This is a genomic window from Nakamurella antarctica, from assembly GCF_003860405.1.
Lineage (GTDB): Bacteria > Actinomycetota > Actinomycetes > Mycobacteriales > Nakamurellaceae > Nakamurella > Nakamurella antarctica.
Map to the genome: position 1 here is coordinate 372,846 of NZ_CP034170.1, position 19,358 is coordinate 392,203.

The window sequence follows — 19,358 nt, forward strand, 5'->3', positions numbered from 1 at the left end:
TCCCTGGCGGTAAGCTCCGACACGGAGGCGTGTCCGAGCGGCCGAAGGAAGCCGCCTTGAAAGCGGCCAGGTGTCAAAAGCCTCGCAGGTTCAAATCCTGTCGCCTCCGCCATGCGCCCGCCGGTGAACAACCGGCGGGCGTTTTGCGTGCCCCATCGGCGTGCCACATCGGCGTGCCCCATCGGCGTGCCCCATCGGCGTATCCGCGGGGCGGGCGCAAAGACAGCCCTGGCCCGGCATGTTCGAACACGAGCCCATGCGTTAAGGCGCCGACCTTGCGAGCGGGGGGCCGTTATGCCTGTGGAAGTCCTTCCAGAATTTTGCTAACCCGTGTGGGTAGGTCGCCAATTACCAGCATCTGGGTGAGTCCGGTAGGTGTGACGGTGAACTTGAAAACGACCTGATGGTCGCGACGATTGCTCAGTAAGAACGCCCACACACTGATCAGCAGCATCAACATGCCATTTTCGGGACGGCGCGCCATGACGAGTTCGTCGGGCGAATCCGCGGTGATGCGATATCCGGATCTGCGCAGCGTATCCGCGACGGATGACACGACCCATGCTCGGACGTCGGCACGCTCACGCGTGGTAGTCCACGTGAAGTTAATGGGTGCGATCACAGCAGTACATCCTTCCCCCTGGTAGTCACCCGCCAAGGCGGGCGGACCCTGCACAGTTAAGCACTACCCAGATGCTCCGCTTCTTCGAGGATGCACCAGCTGCGGATGGATTTTGAACCAATGCGGGTGGATTCTGAACCAAGAAGTGGAGCGACTACCCGTCGCAGCATCGCGCGACAACCGAGGCATCGGTAGGCGGCGTCAAGGATCTCGGTGCTACGCAATGCCTGGAGGTTCGCGTCCTAGGATGACACGCGTGACGTGGACCGAAATTGTGCTGATTTTCCTCGCTGGTATCGGCGCCGGGACCATCAACACCATCGTCGGGTCCGGCACACTCATCACCTTCCCCACCTTGCTGGCGTTTGGGCTGCCGCCGGTCACCGCAACCATGAGCAACGCGGTGGGCCTGGTTCCGGGCAATATCTCGGGCACGTGGGGGTACCGGCGCGAGCTCGCGGGTCAGTGGCGCAGGCTCCGTTGGCAGCTTCCGGCCTCCCTACTGGGGGCGCTGCTGGGAGCATGGCTGCTGCTGCACCTGCCAGCTAATGCGTTCGAATCCATTGTTCCGGTGCTGTTGGTGCTGGCGCTGTTATTGGTGATCTTCCAGACTCGCATCCAGCGCTGGGTGCGGGCCCGTTCGGAGAAAGCCGGCCGGGATCACGAAATCATCAGCCGTCAGCGCATGGTGCTGCTCGTGAGCGCCACATTTTTGACAGGGATCTACGGGGGGTACTTCGCTGCGGCTCAAGGGATCATGCTGATGGGGCTGATGGGGGCGCTTCTCCCCGACAAGCTGCAGAATCTCAACGCCGCGAAAAACGTACTTACGCTCCTGGTCAATGCAGTTTCTGCGTTGACTTACACCCTGGTTGCTTTTGACAGAATCAATTGGGGTGCAGCGGGTCTCATTGCAGTGGGATCGCTGATCGGTGGTTTCCTCGGAGCGGGTGTGGGCCGCCGACTCTCTCCCGTGGTGCTGCGTTGCATCATCGTTGCGCTTGGTAGCTTCGCTATCGTCAGGATCCTGCTCTGAATTTCCTGATCTGAATTTCCACGGTGACGGACGGGAGTTCTGAGTGGCTTTCGCTCGGCCACAACTCCAGTGCTTCGCCAACACCTCAGCGCGGGAAGCTCGCTGCCGCCGACAGGAAAGCGTCGTTTTCGTGCGGACGAGAAATGGTGATGCGAACTCCGCCCGCATCCGCGTCGTTGAATGCCCGCACGATCACGTTTGCTGCCACCTCGCAGTGTTGGGCAAAGGCCGCAGACTGATCTCGAAGCGGCAGCCACACGAAGTTGGCTTGGGACTCAGGGACCGAATATCCCAGCTCGAGTAGCTGAGCTCGAACCCGGGCCCGCTCGAGAACCACTTGCTGGCAACGCTCTAGCAGCTCCGGGGCCGATTCCAACGATGCAAGCGCTGCTGCTTGCGCAAGAGTGCTGACCGAGAATGGCAACGCAACTTTGTGCAATGCCGTCGTCACTTCTGGCGCTGCGACCGCGTATCCGACGCGTAGGCCAGCAAGCCCGTAAGCCTTGGACATTGTCCGCAAGACCGCGACATTGTCTCGCCCGCGGGCGATCTCGATGCCATCGGGGACGTCATCGTCGTCAACAAACTCGCGGTAGGCCTCATCGATAACGACAAGCACCCGCGGCGGCACCTGATCCAGAAATGCCTGCAGCTCAACGGTTCTGAGTGCTGTCCCAGTGGGGTTATTCGGGTTGCAGACAAAAATCAGGCGCGTGTTCTCGGTGATGGCGGCGGCGAGCGCCGGCAGGTTCAATGCTTCACCGGCTAGGAGCGGCGCCGTCACCGCGGTCGCTCCCACTACCTTCGTCAGGATGGGGTAGGCCTCAAATGAGCGCCAGCCGTAGATCACCTCGTCGCCCTCGCCGCAGGTGGCTTGGATGAACTGTTCGCATAAAGCTACGGAACCGCAGCCGACCGTGATCTGGTCGGGACTCACCCCGAATCTGTCAGCCAGTGCCCGGCCAAGCGCGCCGGAGGAGTTGTCAGGGTAGCGATTCATGTCCTGCGCTGCTTCGGTGATGGCTGCAATGACGCTGGGTAGCGGCGGGTAACCCATCTCATTTGACGCGAGTTTGATGGCGCCAGCAACGCTGCGGCCCGGGGTGTAGGTGGGGATCGCGTTCAGGGCGGCGCGGAGATGGACCTGCGACATCATGTGACCTCTTTCGTTTACCCCGTCAACCCTAACCGGCTGCGCCGAGTTGCTGGCCTGATTGCCTTCGATCTGATGGACTACCTTGTGTGACCTCACCGGAAATGCGAAAAGTCGACGATGTGCCGATCACGCTTGCGCTGCCCGCCGATACACCGGCGGGAGGGGTGGTCGTGATTCAGGAAGCTTTCGGCGTCACTGACCACATCGTCGATGTTTGCTCCCGACTGGCGCAGAGGGGGTACGCCGCGGCCGCGCCGCACTTGTATCACCGCCTTACCGAGCAGGTATTTGCCGGCGACGACATTCCCGCTGCCAGCCTGGCGATGCGCACCTTGGAATCTGGGGGAATCACGGCGGACCTCACCGCTGCGATCAGCGCGTTGCGGACCACGGGGGTGGGCCATATCGGGATTCTCGGTTTTTGTATGGGTGGAAGCCTCGCCCTTTGGGCTGCGTCATCGCTGCCAGTTGACGCCGCCGTGACGTTCTACGGCGGCGGAGTCATTGCCTCGCGTTGGCCAGGTATCCAAGCCGGAATGGAAACGGCGCCGCGGCTGGCAGCTCCCTGGCTCGGGATTTATGGCGATCAGGATGCGTCAATTGACCTCGACGCTATCGAGGCGCTGCGCCAACGGGTGGCAGCTGCTCCCGTAGATACAAAAATCGTGAGATACCCCGACGCGGGGCACGGATTCCACAACGACTCGCGGGTGGCACATTTCGATGCATCCGCCGCCGCAGATGCGTGGGAGCGCACCCTGCTCTGGTTCGACACCTACCTGCGCTGATTGCGGACGGGCGTTTTTGCGCCGTTGCCCTCCGTAGGGTGAGGGGATGCCGTTGAACTCCCGCGTCTCTCGTGCGGTCTTTGTGGTGGGCGGGCTGTGGTTGGCTGTCCTCGTAGGGGCCTGCGCGGCTCCGTCGATTGCCGAAAGGCCCGTCAGCAGTGCCAGTCTCGACGTTTCTAGCTCTCTCACCGCGAGTACCCCCACGCTGCGCGTGACGGTGCCGGAGTTGTCCGCGTCCGAAACCTCCGCGGAGAGCGCAGCCACAGCCGCAGCCACAGCCACAGCCGCAGCCGCTGCCGCAGCCGCAGCCGCAGCCGCAGCGTCAGCCGCTGGCTCGGATTCCTCATCGGCTCCGGAGATGACGACAAGCCCAGCAGACCAGGCACCATCGAGCTCGCCAGCTGCTTCCCCGTCAACAGCTGATGCCACTGGAGCTGCCAGCGCCGAATCAATCCCTGGACAGGCTGCGCCGCCCGCTCCGACTCCGCCCAGCGCAGCTGCGCCGGTTCCAGCTCCCGGAACGGGAGTGGCTGTCGAGCTGGTGGACTGCCCCGGATGTGTGGTGATTGCGACCCGAGCGGCGGTTCGCGGCGACCTGGCTGCGGCGATGATTAGCCGCTCGGGCAAGGTGGCGCTGCTGTCCGTGGCAACATCCGGGCAGGTGAGCGGTGCGATCAATGTTGCCTACGGGGCAACATTTCCCACACCGACGGGCGGAGTGTTGCAGTGCGACTCGAATGCTAGGTGCATCGTGAGCGGGGTTCAACCTGACGGCACCGCGATAGTTTCTGCATTTGAATTGACGACAAATGGTGCCTGGCGGGACATCTCAGGGGACTCGGCGTTTCCCTCGGCTACGGCGAAAGGCGGCCCCATTGCGCTCACCGGGGGTCTGGGGGTGGCTGTCCAAGTCAGCGATGGCGATTCGGTGACATGGATGGCTCTGGGGTGGTCGGGCGATTTCTACACGCCCGTCGGGTGCGCTCCGGACGGAGCACTGCCAGCAGCCTCCGCATTCGATCCCAGCGCATGCCTTTCCTAGCAGGGGGGTGCAGCCCCTCACGCTGATTTTCCCGGTGCTGGGCAGCTGAGCGCTGCCACTATCCGAAGCGCCTCCAGGGTCGATGAAATATGCGGCTGGTCTGCGGTCCCCGTGCGGTACTGCACGCACACCTTGCGCAGCGGCGGCGCCCCGGTGGCTGGCCGAAGCACCATCGGCTCGTTGACGAACGTGTCCTGTGCCAATCGTGGGATCAGAGCAATGCCCGCTCCGGAGCAGACCAGCGCTACAACGCCCAGATATTCGTCGGCGATGTGTTTGACGATCGGGGTGAAACCCGCTGCCGCACAGGACGCTTTGGTGACGTCCCAGCATTTGGAACCGGTGACACCCATGATCCAGTCGTCGCGCGCTAGCTCCGCCAAATCGATCGAACTCTTGGCGGCAAGCGGGTGATCGAGAGGGAGCGCGATGTCAAGAACATCGTCAACTAGGTGCTCCACGCTGAGCCGTGGATCGAAAGCCTCGATGAGGCCATCGCTGGCGTGAGCGGTGATCGCGAGGTCGACGGTCCGTGAGAGGAGCGAATCGGCCACAAACTCGGGCTGCACTTCGCGTACTTGAACCTGGAGGTTGGAGCGATCGGCGAGGTATTTCCACGTCGGCACTGCCAGACCCCTGATGGCGGAGGGAAAGCTGCCCAGCCGGACAGTCCCGACGTGGCCCCGGCGAAAGGCAGCCAGGTCTGATTCGGCATGTTCTAGGTGGGTAAAAATCGCGTGCGCGTGCGTGAGAAGGATCTGCGCGGCCGCGGTGATGCGTACTCGGCGTCCGTCAGGCTCGAGCATCGGTGTCCCAGCCTCGCGCGAAAGTGCCGCCATTTGTTGGGACACTGCTGACGGTGTGAGGAACACTGCCTCGGCTGTCGCGGCGATAGTTCCGCATCGATCGAGCTCTCGAAGTATCTCCAGCCTGCGCACGTCGATCATGTAGATATTCTTACACGTATTCGTAAGATTAAACAGATGGACTATTGCTTTAAGCTTGGCTAGCCTGAAGTTATGACAATCATCCTGTTCTCTTTCCTGGCCGTCATGGCCGTCGCCGCTCCTCGTTTTGGTGTGGACTCTCGTCGCAGAGGTGAGTGGCGCATGGTCCGTGAAGATGACTTTCACTGGCACAGCGCCTAGTCCCCAGCGGTCTGTTTGGTCGCAGCACCAACGGGCCACGGGCACGCCGGCGAATAGGGCTGCGGCCGTTCATCAGTAGCAGCCCTAGGTCTAAAGCGCATTGCCTGATTCCTTAACGGGAGCATCATTATGTGAGTCTTCGCCAAGCTTCCTCGGACTCAACCATCTGACGAGAAAGAAGAGCGCGAGTCCGATAGCGAGCAATATTCCCGCTCGGAGCCAGATTGCTCCACCCTGCTGAGTCAGCAACAGCGCGCAGGAGGCCAAGGCGAGGTAGGGAATGACGGTCGGGGCGCGGAAGTGTTTGTGCTCGACCTTGTCCCTCCGCAGGACCAGTACCGCCACGTTGGTGCTGATGAAAACGAAAAGCAGTAGCAGCACGACGGTCTCGGCCAACGACTGCAGGTCGCCCGTGGCAGTCAGTGCCATCGCCGCCACGGTGGTGACGATGATTGCGACCCAGGGTGTTTGGCGTTTGGGAAGAACTCGACCGAGAGCCCGCGGCAGCAACGACTGTTCAGCCATCCCGAATGTCAGCCGGCTTGCCATGATCATCGTCAGCAGGGCCCCATTGGCGACAGCTACCAGCGCTATCAAACCGAAGAGCCAATCGGGAACCCCAAACCCAGTAGCCTGCACGACTTGTAGTAGCGGACCGGACGACTCGTTCAGTTCTTCCGGCGACAGCGCAATGGAAGATGCCAAGCCGATCAACACGTAGATGACGCCAGCGGTGAGCAGGGACGCGAAGAGAGCCTTCGGGTAGACGCGGTGAACATCGCGAACCTCTTCTGCGACATTCGCCGAAGTTTCGAAGCCAACGAATGAGTAGTACGCCAGCAGCGACGCGGCGAGAATGCCTGCGGCGGGGGAGACTTCAGGGTTGAATTCTACGACTCGGGATACGTCACCATCGCCGTTTCCCAGCATTAGCCCCACAAGGACGATGACTAGCACCAGCCCCGATACCTCTATGACGGTCATGATCACGTTTGCTCTGACTGATTCCTTTACCCCGCGCGCGTTGATGAAGGCGACGAGGACGAGGAATATGAGAGCCGCTGGTACGGCGGGGACGTCGAGGAAGGGCTTGAGGTAATCGCCGGCGAAAGCCAGGCTCAGTCCGGCCGCGCTGGTAACACCGGCAGCGAGCATGCAAAAGCCCACCAAGAACGAGAGCCAAGGCAACTTGAACGCTCGTTCGGCGAAGAGTGCTGCTCCGCCTGCTTTCGGGTATTTCGTCACGAGTTCGGCGTAGGAGGCCGCGGTGAGCATGGCTAGAAACAGCGCCACGAGCAGCGGCACCCAGATTGCGCCGCCTACTTCGCCGGCGACCTTGCCCACGAGGGCGTAAATCCCAGCCCCGAGCACATCACCCAGGATGAACAAGTACAGCAGCGGTCCGTTGATGGCTTGTTTAAGTTTTGATTCTTGCGGTGCGGTGGCTGAGTCCATCGGATGAGTGTAGGAGCGAGCTCACGTGGCTGGTACGCGGGTCTGCCACTGCGATTGGTCCCTCATTACTCTCGGCCCGATACGCTGCGGTCTAAGGCAGAGGCAAGGATGAATCCATGGTCGATAGCGAAGAGGTCCAGCGGCTCGAAGCAGCCGCAGCGCGCCAGTTGCTGACCCTGATGAGGGACGGGGGATATGCCTCGCTCGATCTGTTCTGGTCAGAAATCGGGCTATCCGCTTTCTCACGACTGACGGCGACAGACGACAGCGGGGCAACGTTTCCGCTACAAATGCCGATCTCCCTCCCCACCTTCCTGGAAGACCTCCGCAGTGCGAAAGCCGATCGGCACAAAGGGACCTGGTTTTCCGTCCTTGCGCGGGTGAGCGCTGCTGGCACGTTTGAATTCAGTTACAACTACGACAGCCGGATTTACTGGGACTCGCCGTCGTATTTCGAGCCAGCAGCTCGAGACGCAACGGACCCGCACCCATCAAACGAGGCGTTTCTTGACGACTTGGTGAACTACCCGCGAGAGCCTGAGTTCGTCCCGCCGTGGCATCCGGCGTTCGGACGCACGCCCGCGACGCCGGACACTGAGGAGTCGATTGATCTCGGCGCCCTCACGGGGTCGGAATTGTTTCCCGAATCGCTTGCGGCGCTGGCACTTTATGCCGACTGGCAAAGGATCGCAGAAGCTCTCCGTCGCGAGCTAGTGGAAATACTCACTGAGGAGGTCTGGTCTGACGACGCCGTGCGAACTGCTTACAACCGAGCCTTCGACGTCATATTGCAACCGGCGAACGCAGCGACCGTCAAACGGATTTGGGGATCAGCCAACCGGGCAGCTGGCTATAGATCGAAATCGACCAACATCCCCGATGCAGAGATGGTTGCCAACCCATCACAGGACCTCGAAGTTTTATTGGAAGACATCAGTGATGTGATGTGCGACATCGCTCGACACCAAATCTCACTCGTTGACTGACCATCGGTCACTTCATGGAGGATGGCCCTGCCAAATTTGTCGCTGGGCGCTCTAACACTTCGCGGCAGTTCAACCAGGAGAGTCCTGTGTTTGCTCTAGAGCCTGCTCAAGCAAAACGACCTCCCGACCCGCTATCCGCAGGTGAGAGGTTGTTTATTGGTGCGCCCGGAGAGATTCGAACTCCCAACCTTCTGATCCGTAGTCAGATGCTCTATCCGTTGAGCTACGGGCGCATTGCTATGTACTTGTCGTGCAACTTCTCAGGCCACCTCGCCAGAGAGCGGAAGCGAGAGGATTTGAACCTCCGGTACCGGTAAAGGCACAACTCATTAGCAGTGAGTCCCATTCGGCCGCTCTGGCACGCTTCCTGGGGCCACCCGAGAATGGCACCTGGATCAGGTTACCTGCCGCGAAGCCTCCAGAGCAAAACGCCAGGTGGATCTCCCAGACCCGGCCGCGTGTGGCGTCCCCACCGAACCCTAGGAGGGAACGTTTCGCCGACCCGCATATCGGGCATGCAGCCGTGGCATGGTTACCGTTGCAAAAGGAAAACGACATGGCAAAACTGCGGAAATCAAACCCCTCGCACCCGGGTATTACGAGGCGCCGCAGCGGCCGGGGGTGGGCTTTTCGTCATCCTGACGGCACCCTTGTCGACCGGGAGACCAGAGATCGGGCTCTAGCGCTAGTGATCCCCCCAGCCTGGCAGGACGTGTGGATCAGCCCGTTCTCCAACGGCCACATCCAGGCTATTGGCACAGACGAGGCTGGGCGTCGGCAGTACCGGTACCACGACGACTGGTCCACCAAGCGGCACCATCAAAAGTTCGAGCGGGTGCTGGACTTTGCTTCGAAACTTGAGGACGCCCGCATTCGGGTGGCCGCCGATTTGGCATTGGAAGGGATGCCGAGAGAACGCGCCCTGGCCACCGCATTTCGGATGCTGGATCGTGGACACTTCCGTATCGGGAGTGAGGTGTATGCCGAGTCCAACGGGAGCTTTGGCCTCTCTACGTTGCGGCGAGAACACGTGCGCACCAAAGGTTCCGCGCTTGTTTTTAGCTACGTCGCGAAATCCGGTTTGGATCGCGTGGAAATGATTAACGATCCCGATCTTTTTGCAGCGGTCGGAGTAATGCGAAACAGAAGTCGAACAGAAGCCGAACTCTTTGGTTACAAGGAGGGGCGTAGGTGGCGCCGGATCCATAGCTCTGACATCAACGCGTACGTGAAAGACGTGGTGGGAATGGCTGTATCGGCCAAAGACTTTCGGACTTGGCACGGAACGGGTATCGCTGCAGTGGCCCTGGCTGAGGAGCTGTCGAGATTTGATGCGGCGAAGAAGTGGACTGAGGCCGCCCGTAACCGCGCTGCGAGTAACGCCATCAAGGAGACTGCTCAGAGGTTGGGTAACACGCCAGCGGTATGTCGCGGTTCGTACGTCCACCCCCAACTGACGGAGTTGTTTCGGCGCGATATCACCGTCGCTGCGGAGGTCGCACTGGTTCGGCAGAGCCTGCCGAAATTGACTGCGGTGGATGACGAGATCGCCGTGATCGCCGGCCACGCCGAGGTTGAGCGTGCAGTCCTGCACCTACTGCAAAAATGATTTCTCCATTCCCCTTCGGAAAATGAATGCCTGTTTGATACTGACGGAGTGACCGAGACCCCCGAACAGCGTGTGGAACGCCTACAGGCCGAATTGAATGCTGCCCAGATCGCTCAGTTGCAGCAGCAACTCGCTCAAGCCCGCGGCGAGTCCGGGTACGCGAGCCAACCCGCGCCCACGTATGGGCAGCAGATGCAGCAGTTCGGCGGGGCTTCGGAGCACTACATCCAATCCGCACTTCAGTACGGGCAGGCCGGTCAGCAAAGCCAGCAAGTGCCGCAAGGCCAACAATTCGTCCAACCGCCCTATGGCACTGAACAAGCGCCGAATCCGTTCGCCGGTCAGCTTCAGCCCGGCGTCAACCTTTTCGGTCCGGGCACGCAAGTATTCACCGGCGGTCAGCTGCCGCCCGCCATCCAACAGCTATTGACTTCGCGCAACATTGATATGGGAGCGCTGAGTTCGCTGGTGGGTTCCGGAGGTGGCATGGGGCCCTCCGCGTATGGCACCCCCGGTGCGAACGAGCCGCTGTCGCCCGCGCCGCGGCGGGTTCCTTTCGCCTTGCGCCTCTGCTTGTTCCAGTGGCGCTGGTGGGAACTGTTCGCCATGGTGATGGTGGTGGCAGCGCCGATTGCCTTGTGGATGTTCTATCCAGTGGCAGCGCCAGCCGCCGCGATCGCGATGATTCTCGTGATCTGGACGCTGCGGATCCGCGGCATGCGCATGCGTGGGCGGCTTTTGAAGTGGGGCATGCCTGCCAGGGTCTGCGATGTGGAGGTGGTGAGCTCGGGGACCTATTACAGCGGGGTGACGTATAACAACCAGGTGGTGGCAGTGGCCCGCGGCTGGGAGGTCGAACGGAGTCTTTACAGCGGCCCCGCGACGACCAGCAAAATCCGCTACGAGCTGGGCGGCGAGGAGAATGTCCTCATCTTGCGTGGCCTCGGTTATCGAGGAGGTGTGATCCTGGCAGACACACGTAAGCCAAGGAGCGCCCTGTGCGTGAGTTCTTTCCCCTTCGACCTCAAGCGGGACGAGACGGGTGAGTGGCTACCAACGCCGAAAGTCAGCGTATGGATTGGGTCGGTGGCTGCGGTCCTACTGCATGCAGCTTGGGTTACCGGGGCTGTGCTTCTGGTGCAGCATATTTGGCTGATCTGACCCCACTCCGATCTAGTTGAAGCCCCTGCTGTCCTGCTTCAACGCGGTGTCCACACAGAGGGCCGCCGCGACAACCATCTGGTGGAGCACGGCGGGCAACGGGTAATGGATCTGAACCACGTAGTTATCTGCGGTGGTGAAGAGCGTTCGCATCACACCCTCAAAGTTTTTAGTGATGCGAGCGATCTCTCGGCCTGAAGAATCAAGAATCGCGAAGTTCCAGGCGCGCCAGTTCTCGGCGTTGATGCTGCCGATCGATTGACCACCGCTCACCATGTCGAATCGAATCTTGCCGAACACGTTCTGCTGCACCAGTTCTCCGATGGGCGCGCCGTTGGGATACTCGATAAGAAGCCTCGACTTGAAAACTTTGCGTGGTCGGGTCAGCTTCATCACCGGCTGCCCACTGAGCTCCCGCACTTCAAGCGTGTGCGTGAAGAACTGGTCGTATTCGCCGAGGAATCGCACCACTTTTTTGAGTGTGCTTTGCCCTACTTGGACGACGGTGCCGATCGGCGCACCACTACCGCCGAACACCCGATACTCGTTGTTGAGCTCGATGAGCTTGGTGCGTTGGCTGACCACCAGCACAGACTCGGAGAATAACGTCCCGCCCCCCGTTGCACCTGCTCCGCCCGTGGCTTGCCGGGCTTGGTTACGTACCGATTCGGCGGTATGCCGATCAAGATCGGGAGTCTGCCAAGTAGCAGGATCTTGCGCTGGATAGGGCTGCTGACCATAGGCGGGCGCCGGCCGCTGCGGGTAGCCGGTTGTAGACGGTTCGCTATAACTGGTCTGCTGATACCCCGAGGGGGCAGGAGGGGGCTGTGGCGCACTAGCGCCAGGCGGTGGAAGGTGCGGCGGCCGGTAGTAAGGCGAATTGGGGTCGTCGGGGCCGGGAATGGGCGGCGGGTACGTCATCGGGCCTCCAACGGCGCAACTACAAAAAGACGAAAGAAACGGAGCGGATGGTGTGGGTAGCCGAGCGAAGCGGGGAACTCTTGGTGTCAGCTATTCACATTATGAACTCACCACAGAGAGCGTTACCTTCGCCCCGCGGGTCACGGTACGGCCGATGGTGCAGTGCTCCTCCACTGCGCGGTGCAGAATCTTCAGCAACGTGGCTCTGTCTGATTCGGCGAGAGCTGAGAGGTCGAGGGCAAACTCTTCCGTTATTTCCGGGTAGGTGTCGCTGGGTGCGTCTTTGGCTCCGCTGACGTCAATGCGAGCGGCGTAGTTATCGCCTATCCGGCGCGCGAGCACGGCATCAACGGTTAGCCCGGTGCAACCGGCCAGCGAGATTTTGAGAAGTTCACCGGGGGAAAACGAGCCAGCACCGCCCACTTGCCCGATGAGTACCGAAGCGCCACGGCCGTTGTACCCGGTGTAGGTACCTGTTCCGGTGCGCTCGATCCACAGTGCGTCACTCGAAATTGGCCTCGACAGATTTTCCGCCACGTGCACTCCTTTTCTCGAAACTTGGGCCCAGATTTCCCGAAACTTGCGCGACAGGGTGCGCGCGCATTCCACGCGCAGCGATGCTGCGGAAGGTCGCACGACGAATCAGCACCGCGTGCTTCGCCTTGTAGCTCAGGGCAATGTATCGCCCTTCTCCGACAACTGCTGCGTGCCCGTAAGGCCGAGGCAAGCCTGCAGGAGAAAACTAGGTCGGTCCCGGCGGCCATCCCGCCTATTCTGGACATAGTCATGACTGAGCAGCTGCCCACCCCGGATCCGCCGACGGCCCCCCCCGCCAAGGACGACCCCTCCGCTGGCGCACCGCGCGAACCACGGGATGGTCCGCGCCGCCCGCGTCGGCGCAGGCCTCGCAAGCCGCGACCCGAGGGTTACCAGCTGGCTGCTTCGCCGGACACAGTGGATGAGGTCGACCGCACGGATACTGCCCTTACAGACACTGCGCTTACAGACCCTGCGCACTCGGGTCCGCGAACGCGACAGCCGCAGCTCTCAAGCAAGCGCGCCGACACACAGCACCCAAAACCACAGCACCCAGAATCACAGCTCCCAGAATCACTGCACCCCAGAATTTCCGCGGCCGATCTGGGTGAGCTCCGTCAGCGGGCGAACGCCTTGCCGGAGGTGGATGCGCGAAGTCTTGGACGCCGGTTGGCGGGCATCCGGGGGATCAAGGAACCCGCCAAGCAGGCCGCAGCCCTCACGCAGATTAGTGCGGCGTTGGAAGCGGCCGAAGCAAAAGTCATCCGCCGGTTGGCGCTGCGGCCAAAGATCACCTACCCGCCGGGTCTGCCGGTGTCGGAGCGGGTTGACGATCTGAAAAAGGCCATTAGCGAGAACCAGGTGATCATCGTCGCCGGTGAAACCGGATCTGGTAAGTCGACGCAACTACCCAAGATCTGCCTGGATCTAGGACGTGGTGTCACAGGTTTGATCGGCCACACCCAGCCGCGCCGGATCGCTGCGCGGGCGTTGGCCGAGCGTATTGCCGAAGAGACTGGCACCGAGTTGGGCGACGCGATTGGATACACCATTCGATTCGGCGATCACACCGGCCCCAGCACTCTGGTGAAGCTGATGACGGACGGTATCTTGCTGGCCGAAATTGGCCGCGATCGGATGCTGTCGCGCTACGACACGATCATCATTGATGAGGCCCACGAGCGCAGTCTCAACATCGACTTTCTGCTCGGCTACCTGGCCGAGCTGTTGCCGCGCCGCCCCGATCTCAGAGTGATTATTACTTCCGCCACCATCGACCCGGAGAGGTTCAGTAACCACTTCGCCGGCGCCCCCATCGTGGAGGTTTCCGGCCGCACCTTCCCCGTCGAGATCCGTTACCGCCCTTACGGCGCCGACGCGGATGACGCGGACGCTGATGACGTCAACGAGGGCGGCGACGAGGATGATGCCGGCGGCTTAGAAGCCTCAATCAATGCCGGTCCCGTACCGCAGAAATCTGCGCCATCACAGCAGTCTCGCCCTAGGGAAGCCGAGCGCGACCAAGCCAGCGCAATCTGCGAAGCGGTCGACGAGCTCAGTCTTGCTGGTGATGGCGATATCCTGGTCTTCCTCTCTGGCGAACGCGAGATCCGTGACACTGCAGAGGTATTGCGCGGACACCTCGCGACGAAGCCGGGTGTCACCGAGGTGCTCCCGCTCTACGGGAGGTTGTCGGCTGCGGATCAACACAAGGTGTTCTCCGGCCACCGCGGCCGCCGGGTGGTGCTAGCGACCAACGTCGCCGAGACGTCGCTCACGGTGCCGGGGATTCGCTATGTGATTGATCCAGGCACAGCGCGGATCTCGCGGTACTCCCTGCGGACCAAAGTGCAGCGATTGCCCATCGAGAACGTCTCGCAAGCCTCCGCGGGGCAGCGCGCGGGGCGTTGCGGCCGGGTCGCCGACGGCATTTGTATCCGGCTCTATTCCGAGACCGACTTCGCCTCGCGGGCTGAATACACCGACCCGGAGATCACCCGGACGTCCCTGGCCTCTGTCATTTTGCGGATGGCGTCGCTTGATCTGGGGGATATCACTTCGTTCCCATTCCTGGACCCGCCGGATTCACGCCAGATCGGCGATGGCATTACGCTATTGACCGAACTTGGCGCGCTGCAAGCAGACTCCACTGCTGGTCGGGTTCATCTGACACCGGTCGGTCGCACCCTCGCGGAGCTGCCGCTCGATCCGCGACTGGCGAGGATGATTCTGGCCGCGGATTCGCTGGGTTGCGCAAACGAAGTGATCGTCATCGCCGCCGCTCTCGCGATCCAAGACGTGCGGGAGTACCCCCTCGAAGATCGCGAAATAGCGACGGCCTCACACTCCAGGTTCCGCGACAAGCATTCGGACTTTGTCTCGGTGTTCAACCTGTGGACGTACTTGCAGGAACAGGGGGAGGCGCTGTCGGGCAACGCCTTCCGTCGGATGTGCCGCACCGAGTATCTGCATTATCTGCGGATCCGCGAATGGCAGGACCTGGTGGGGCAGATCCGGCAGCTGGCCAAGTCGCTGAAGATGGACGTCACGTCAACAGCAAAAACCCAGCGAACCGTGAAGGCGCAGCCCGAAGCAATTCTCAATGCGCCGTCGATCCGTCGCGGCGGTAGGTCCGGATCTAAGGCGAAACATGTTGCTGCGGTGCAAAGTTCGGGGCAACAGCAGGAGCTGATCGTAGGCACACTCGACACCGCGAAGGTCCACTCGGCGCTGCTTACCGGTCTAATTTCGCAGATCGGGCTGCGGGACGAAGCCAAGAAGGATTATCAAGGAACCCGCGGTGGCCGCTTTACGATCTGGCCCGGTTCCGGCCTGTCCAAAGGGACGCCCAAGCTGGTGATGGCAGCGGAACTTGTGGAGACGTCACGGTTGTGGGCTCGCACGGTGGCATCTATCGAGCCAGAGTGGGCCGAAACCGTTGGCGCAGATCTGGTGAAACGCAACTACTCCGAGCCGCGCTGGGAACGTAACCGCGGCAGCGCCGTTGCCACCGAGAAGGTAACGCTGCTCGGGGTCACTCTGGTGGCAGCGCGCACCGTCCAGTACGGGAAAATCGACCCGGAATTGTCGAGGGAGCTTTTTATTCGGCATGCGCTGGTCGAGGGCGACTGGAACACCCGCCACCCCTTCTTCGAGCGCAACAACGAGTTGATGCAGCTAATTGCGGAGCGAGAGGACCGGGCGCGGCGGCGAGATATCGCCATCGATGACGAGACCCTTTACGCACTCTACGATTCCCGCGTCGGTGTCGAAGCCATCTCCAGCCGACACTTCGACACGTGGTGGCGGCAAGCGAGCCGTACGGATCCGGACCTGCTCACTTTCACCGAAGATGACCTGATCGCCGCAGGGGCCAAAGATGTTGATGCGCGGGCATTTCCGGACAGAATAGACAGCGCGGGGGTGACGCTGGACCTGAGTTACGTGTTCGAGCCCGGCCGAGTCGATGACGGGGTCACGGTGAGCGTCCCCTTGACTGTCCTGCAACGCGTGTCGCCGGAAACCTTCGCCGCGCAAGTACCCGGCCTCCGCCGAGATTTGGCGATAGCGCTCATCCGATCGTTGCCCAAGCCGCTGCGCCGAGCGTTTGTGCCCGTTCCCGACTTTGCTGCAGCCGCGCTGCATGAGATGACGCAGCAGGAGAGTAAACCGGCCGACACTGCATCGTTACCAACGGCTCTCGCCGCCACCCTGACCGCGCTCACGGGAGTGGTCGTCACGCCGGCAGATTTCGATCTCACCAAAGTCCCCGACCACCTGCGGATGACTTTTCAGGTACTCAGCGCGGATGGCTCAGTCCTCACCTCGGGCAAAGACCTAGGGGCACTGCAACTCCAGTTGCGCGGGGATACCCGAAGCGCGGTGGCCCGTGCGTCGGGGGGACTCGAATTGACAGGGCTGACAGCCTTCCCGCAGGCCGGGGTGCCACAGTTTATCGATTCGGAGGTCGACGGGCATTCTGTCCGCGGCTATCCGGCTTTGTTAGATGAAGGCAAAACCGTTGGTCTTCGGGTCTATTCAGACCAAGCAGACCAGGTGCGATCGATGCGCGAAGGCACCATAGCGCTCCTGATGGCCCACCTGCGATCGCCGCTCGCGTACGTGCGCCACGTCCTGCCCCGCGACGCGCTCCTCACGCTCAGCGCCAGCCCTCACGGCGCCATGCCCGACCTGGTCGTCGACGCGACGCGGGCCGGAGTGGACGCCTTGCTCGACTGGGCAGGCGGGCCAGCCTGGACCGAGAAGGACTTCGAGGCGTTGCGTAAGAAGATCGCCCCGCACCTGGACACGGCGACCCTGGACATCACGGTGGCGGTAGCAAAAGCGCTCGGTATGGCCCACCAAGCCGCCGCGGATCTGCAGAACGTCAAAGGCGGATTACAGGCGGTCTCCATAATCGATGCAAAAACCCAGCTCGCCGCTCTGCTGCCGCCGGGCTTCATCACTGCGACCACCGCTGCCCGTCTGCCGGATCTGCAGCGCTACTTGCAGGCACTCGTGGTGCGGCTGTCCCGGTTGGTGCAGGATCCGGAGCGGGACCGTGCCCGGATGGCCGAGGTGTTGCCATGGGAAGAGGAGTACCGCGTTGCAGTCGCCAGCTTGCCGCCGGAGCGCCGTCTGGACGCCGATGTTCGGCAGATCTGGTGGCAACTGGCCGAATGGCGGGTCAGCCTGTTCGCGCAGCCGATGAAGACCGCGATTCCGGTGTCGGCCAAACGCATCGGTGCCGCGCTCGCAGCGCTCGGTTAGTAGGGCGAAGGCCCGGATACAAGAAGCGGTGCTGTGGGAATTATTTCCCACAGCACCGCTGTCAAGGCGTTACTGCACAACGTTTTTCGTCAGGCGGGGTCTGCTGGCTTCGCCGCCTGCTCGGCCGCTAGCTTGTCGACAAAACCGTCGATTTTGTCTTCGATGCCGTCAACCTTCTCGTGGCCGATTTTCTCGCCCACGAAGTTGCCCGCCGTCTCGACACCGCTCTTGATCTTTTCGGAGTTGTCCGCAATTAGATCCTTGGCCTTATCAGCCAGCCCACCGAAATCGACCATCGGGAATCCTCCGCTACTTCAGGAAGGGCGCCGAGTGCGCCATTCGTGTGAGATAAGGATATGTGAATGGACAGATGAGCGAGAACTACGAACGGGCATCGAGCAATGTTGACGCATCGCCGCACGCCCAGCAGTCTTGTCCCTATGGGACATCTGGACGTATCCGGCATTAGCTACACCCTTTCCGATGGGAGGGAGTTGCTTGCCGATGTCACGTTTCGGGTGGGGGAGGGGCGAGTTACTGCGCTGATCGGCCCCAACGGCACGGGCAAAACCACATTGCTGCGCGTCATCACCGGCGAACTCAACCCCGACGAGGGCGCAATCAGCCGCTCGGGTGGCCTAGGCGTCATGCCGCAGTTCATCGGGTCGGTGCGCGACGAATCGACCGTCCGCGACCTCCTGCTGTCGGTCTCCCCGGAACCGATACGCAAGGCAGCGGCAGCCCTTGATGCCTCAGAGCTGGAAATGATGGAGTCCACGGACGACGCTACGTCGATCCGTTATGCCCAGGCGCTGTCGGACTGGGCTGATGTCGATGGCTATGGGCAAGAGACGGTCTTCGACAAATGTACGGTGGCAGCGCTCGGTATTCCGTTCGACCGTGCGCAGTTTCGGGCGGTGACCTCGTTATCCGGCGGCGAACAGAAACGGTTGGTGCTGGAGCTGTTGCTGGCTGGCCCCGACGAGGTTCTGCTGCTCGACGAGCCCGACAACTACCTCGACGTACCGGGTAAGGAATGGTTAGAAGGCCGATTGGCTGAGACCAACAAGTCGGTACTTTTTGTCTCCCACGATCGGGAGCTGCTCGCGAGGGCCGCCCAACGCATCGTGACGTTGGAACCGGGCGCCGCGGGGGCGGTCTCGTGGGTGCACGGTGGGTCGTTCGCGACCTATCACGCCGCCCGCGACGACCGGAACTCCCGGCTGGAGGAGCTTCGCCGCCGCTGGGATGAAGAACACGCCAAGATCAAGGCGCTCGTCCTGATGTTAAAAACGAAGGCCGCATTCAACGACGGACTGTCCTCCCGCTACCAGGCGGCGCTTACCCGCTTGGCTAAGTTCGAAGCTGCGGGCCCGCCGCAGGAAATACCGCAGGCCACCAACGTGCACATCAGACTCGCCGGCGGCCGCACGGCCAAGCGCGCCGTCGTGTGCGAGCAATTGGAGCTGACCGGGCTGATGCAGCCGTTCAACCTCGAGCTATTTTTCGGCGAGCGGCTCGCGGTGTTGGGTTCGAACGGGTCGGGCAAATCCCACTTTCTGCGGTTGTTGGCAGCGGGCGGCAGCGATCCGGATATCGAACACCAGCCCGTCGGTGAGATTGCGATTGCGCCCGTCACACACGAGGGCACGGTGACGCTCGGTTCGAGGGTCCGCCCCGGTTACTTCCGGCAAACCCACGCCCACCCCGAGTTGACGGGGAAAACCCTGCTCGAAATATTGCACCGCGGCGACGACCACCGTGACGGAATGGGCCGCGAAGGTGCCGCCAAAGTGTTGGACCGCTACGGGCTGGTCCGCAGCTCGGAGCAGCGATTCGAGACGCTCTCCGGGGGCCAGCAAGCGCGGTTCCAGATTCTGCTCCTCGAACTGTCCGGGGTGACGCTACTGCTGCTGGACGAGCCAACGGACAACCTCGACCTGTACTCGGCCGAAGCGCTCGAACTCGCGCTGGACCGGTTCGAAGGGACGGTGGTCACCGTCACCCACGACAGGGCTTTCGCCAAAACCTTCGATCGCTTTTTGGTCTTCGGCAGCGACGGCAAGGTGATCGAAGCAAGCGCCCCCGTCTGGGATGTGGCACGCGTGAATCGGGCTCGCTGACCGA

At 61.8% G+C, this 19,358-nt stretch carries 16 protein-coding genes and 3 tRNA genes; 10 read left to right on the plus strand and 9 right to left on the minus strand.

Annotation, left to right across the window (positions count from 1 at the left end; genetic code table 11):
* The first annotated feature begins 23 nt into the window (after positions 1-23).
* Positions 24-112 (plus strand) — tRNA-Ser (locus EH165_RS01695).
* A gap of 180 nt (positions 113-292) precedes the next feature.
* Here EH165_RS01695 and EH165_RS01700 read toward each other — a convergent pair.
* Positions 293-622 carry a hypothetical protein gene (locus tag EH165_RS01700; RefSeq protein ID WP_124797756.1) on the minus strand — a complete coding sequence of 110 codons (330 nt, stop codon included), beginning with the start codon at positions 620-622 and terminating at the stop codon, positions 293-295.
* Between the two features lie 247 nt (positions 623-869).
* On the opposite strand from EH165_RS01700, the gene EH165_RS01705 reads away from it, so the two are divergent.
* On the plus strand, positions 870-1,658 hold the full coding sequence (locus EH165_RS01705; protein ID WP_164479071.1) for a sulfite exporter TauE/SafE family protein: 789 nt from the start codon (positions 870-872) through the stop codon (positions 1,656-1,658).
* Positions 1,659-1,743: 85 nt separating this feature from the next.
* Here EH165_RS01705 and hisC read toward each other — a convergent pair whose 3' ends face one another.
* Entirely contained in the window at positions 1,744-2,811 is a 1,068-nt protein-coding gene (gene hisC / locus EH165_RS01710) for a histidinol-phosphate transaminase (RefSeq protein ID WP_124800231.1), read from the minus strand.
* Between the two features lie 89 nt (positions 2,812-2,900).
* Here hisC and EH165_RS01715 point away from each other — a divergent pair, with 89 nt between their 5' ends.
* Positions 2,901-3,602 (plus strand): dienelactone hydrolase family protein, encoded by a 702-nt coding sequence (locus tag EH165_RS01715; RefSeq protein ID WP_206426052.1) that lies wholly within the window; start codon positions 2,901-2,903, stop codon positions 3,600-3,602.
* A 46-nt stretch (positions 3,603-3,648) separates the two neighbouring features.
* Positions 3,649-4,644, plus strand: coding sequence for a hypothetical protein (locus EH165_RS01720; RefSeq protein ID WP_124797758.1), 996 nt, complete (start codon positions 3,649-3,651; stop codon positions 4,642-4,644).
* A gap of 17 nt (positions 4,645-4,661) precedes the next feature.
* On the opposite strand, the gene EH165_RS01725 is transcribed toward EH165_RS01720, so the two are convergent.
* Positions 4,662-5,591 (minus strand): LysR family transcriptional regulator, encoded by a 930-nt coding sequence (locus EH165_RS01725; protein WP_124797759.1) that lies wholly within the window; start codon positions 5,589-5,591, stop codon positions 4,662-4,664.
* Positions 5,592-5,663: 72 nt separating this feature from the next.
* On the opposite strand from EH165_RS01725, the gene EH165_RS16395 reads away from it, so the two are divergent.
* Positions 5,664-5,792: a hypothetical protein gene (locus EH165_RS16395; RefSeq protein WP_277870516.1), complete on the plus strand. Its 129-nt coding sequence runs from the start codon at positions 5,664-5,666 to the stop codon at positions 5,790-5,792.
* Between the two features lie 90 nt (positions 5,793-5,882).
* Here EH165_RS16395 and EH165_RS01730 read toward each other — a convergent pair whose 3' ends face one another.
* Positions 5,883-7,247 (minus strand): APC family permease, encoded by a 1,365-nt coding sequence (locus tag EH165_RS01730; protein WP_124797760.1) that lies wholly within the window; start codon positions 7,245-7,247, stop codon positions 5,883-5,885.
* Between the two features lie 116 nt (positions 7,248-7,363).
* Between EH165_RS01730 and EH165_RS01735 the strand changes: the two genes are divergently transcribed.
* Entirely contained in the window at positions 7,364-8,233 is an 870-nt protein-coding gene (locus EH165_RS01735; RefSeq protein ID WP_124797761.1) for a hypothetical protein, read from the plus strand.
* Positions 8,234-8,390: 157 nt separating this feature from the next.
* On the opposite strand, the gene EH165_RS01740 is transcribed toward EH165_RS01735, so the two are convergent.
* Positions 8,391-8,466: transfer RNA gene (locus EH165_RS01740), tRNA-Arg, on the minus strand.
* A gap of 48 nt (positions 8,467-8,514) precedes the next feature.
* A tRNA-Ser gene (locus tag EH165_RS01745) sits at positions 8,515-8,601 on the minus strand.
* Between the two features lie 188 nt (positions 8,602-8,789).
* Here EH165_RS01745 and EH165_RS01750 point away from each other — a divergent pair.
* Together EH165_RS01750 and EH165_RS01755 are read left to right on the plus strand one after the other, a co-directional pair.
* Positions 8,790-9,842, plus strand: a complete 1,053-nt coding sequence (locus tag EH165_RS01750; protein ID WP_124797762.1) for a DNA topoisomerase IB — start codon at positions 8,790-8,792, stop codon at positions 9,840-9,842.
* 48 nt (positions 9,843-9,890) lie between these two features.
* Positions 9,891-11,003 carry a hypothetical protein gene (locus EH165_RS01755; RefSeq protein ID WP_124797763.1) on the plus strand — a complete coding sequence of 371 codons (1,113 nt, stop codon included), beginning with the start codon at positions 9,891-9,893 and terminating at the stop codon, positions 11,001-11,003.
* Positions 11,004-11,015: 12 nt separating this feature from the next.
* On the opposite strand, the gene EH165_RS01760 is transcribed toward EH165_RS01755, so the two are convergent.
* Together EH165_RS01760 and EH165_RS01765 are read right to left on the minus strand one after the other, a co-directional pair.
* Positions 11,016-11,924, minus strand: a complete 909-nt coding sequence (locus tag EH165_RS01760; RefSeq protein ID WP_124797764.1) for an LURP-one-related/scramblase family protein — start codon at positions 11,922-11,924, stop codon at positions 11,016-11,018.
* A 99-nt stretch (positions 11,925-12,023) separates the two neighbouring features.
* A complete protein-coding gene (locus EH165_RS01765; protein WP_206426053.1) occupies positions 12,024-12,461 on the minus strand; it encodes an OsmC family protein in 438 nt (145 codons plus the stop codon).
* Between the two features lie 249 nt (positions 12,462-12,710).
* Between EH165_RS01765 and EH165_RS01770 the strand changes: the two genes are divergently transcribed.
* Positions 12,711-17,231 carry a DUF3418 domain-containing protein gene (locus EH165_RS01770; protein ID WP_124797765.1) on the plus strand — a complete coding sequence of 1,507 codons (4,521 nt, stop codon included), beginning with the start codon at positions 12,711-12,713 and terminating at the stop codon, positions 17,229-17,231.
* Between the two features lie 89 nt (positions 17,232-17,320).
* On the opposite strand, the gene EH165_RS01775 is transcribed toward EH165_RS01770, so the two are convergent.
* Positions 17,321-17,527: an antitoxin gene (locus EH165_RS01775; RefSeq protein WP_124797766.1), complete on the minus strand. Its 207-nt coding sequence runs from the start codon at positions 17,525-17,527 to the stop codon at positions 17,321-17,323.
* Between the two features lie 144 nt (positions 17,528-17,671).
* Here EH165_RS01775 and EH165_RS01780 point away from each other — a divergent pair, with 144 nt between their 5' ends.
* The gene (locus EH165_RS01780; RefSeq protein ID WP_124797767.1) at positions 17,672-19,354 is read left to right on the plus strand and encodes an ABC-F family ATP-binding cassette domain-containing protein; all 1,683 of its coding nucleotides are present in this window, start codon (positions 17,672-17,674) and stop codon (positions 19,352-19,354) included.
* The last annotated feature ends 4 nt before the right edge of the window (positions 19,355-19,358 follow it).

Bases quoted from the DNA above. Each gene is read 5' to 3' on its own strand.
- EH165_RS01705 (WP_164479071.1), top strand. From the start codon at position 870: ATGACACGCGTGACGTGGACCGAAATTGTGCTGATTTTCCTCGCTGGT.
- hisC (WP_124800231.1), bottom strand. From the start codon at position 2,811: ATGTCGCAGGTCCATCTCCGCGCCGCCCTGAACGCGATCCCCACCTAC.
- EH165_RS01720 (WP_124797758.1), top strand. From the start codon at position 3,649: ATGCCGTTGAACTCCCGCGTCTCTCGTGCGGTCTTTGTGGTGGGCGGG.
- EH165_RS01725 (WP_124797759.1), bottom strand. From the start codon at position 5,591: ATGATCGACGTGCGCAGGCTGGAGATACTTCGAGAGCTCGATCGATGC.
- EH165_RS16395 (WP_277870516.1), top strand. From the start codon at position 5,664: ATGACAATCATCCTGTTCTCTTTCCTGGCCGTCATGGCCGTCGCCGCT.
- EH165_RS01730 (WP_124797760.1), bottom strand. From the start codon at position 7,247: ATGGACTCAGCCACCGCACCGCAAGAATCAAAACTTAAACAAGCCATC.
- EH165_RS01735 (WP_124797761.1), top strand. From the start codon at position 7,364: ATGGTCGATAGCGAAGAGGTCCAGCGGCTCGAAGCAGCCGCAGCGCGC.
- EH165_RS01750 (WP_124797762.1), top strand. From the start codon at position 8,790: ATGGCAAAACTGCGGAAATCAAACCCCTCGCACCCGGGTATTACGAGG.
- EH165_RS01760 (WP_124797764.1), bottom strand. From the start codon at position 11,924: ATGACGTACCCGCCGCCCATTCCCGGCCCCGACGACCCCAATTCGCCT.
- EH165_RS01770 (WP_124797765.1), top strand. From the start codon at position 12,711: ATGACTGAGCAGCTGCCCACCCCGGATCCGCCGACGGCCCCCCCCGCC.
- EH165_RS01775 (WP_124797766.1), bottom strand. From the start codon at position 17,527: ATGGTCGATTTCGGTGGGCTGGCTGATAAGGCCAAGGATCTAATTGCG.
- EH165_RS01780 (WP_124797767.1), top strand. From the start codon at position 17,672: ATGGGACATCTGGACGTATCCGGCATTAGCTACACCCTTTCCGATGGG.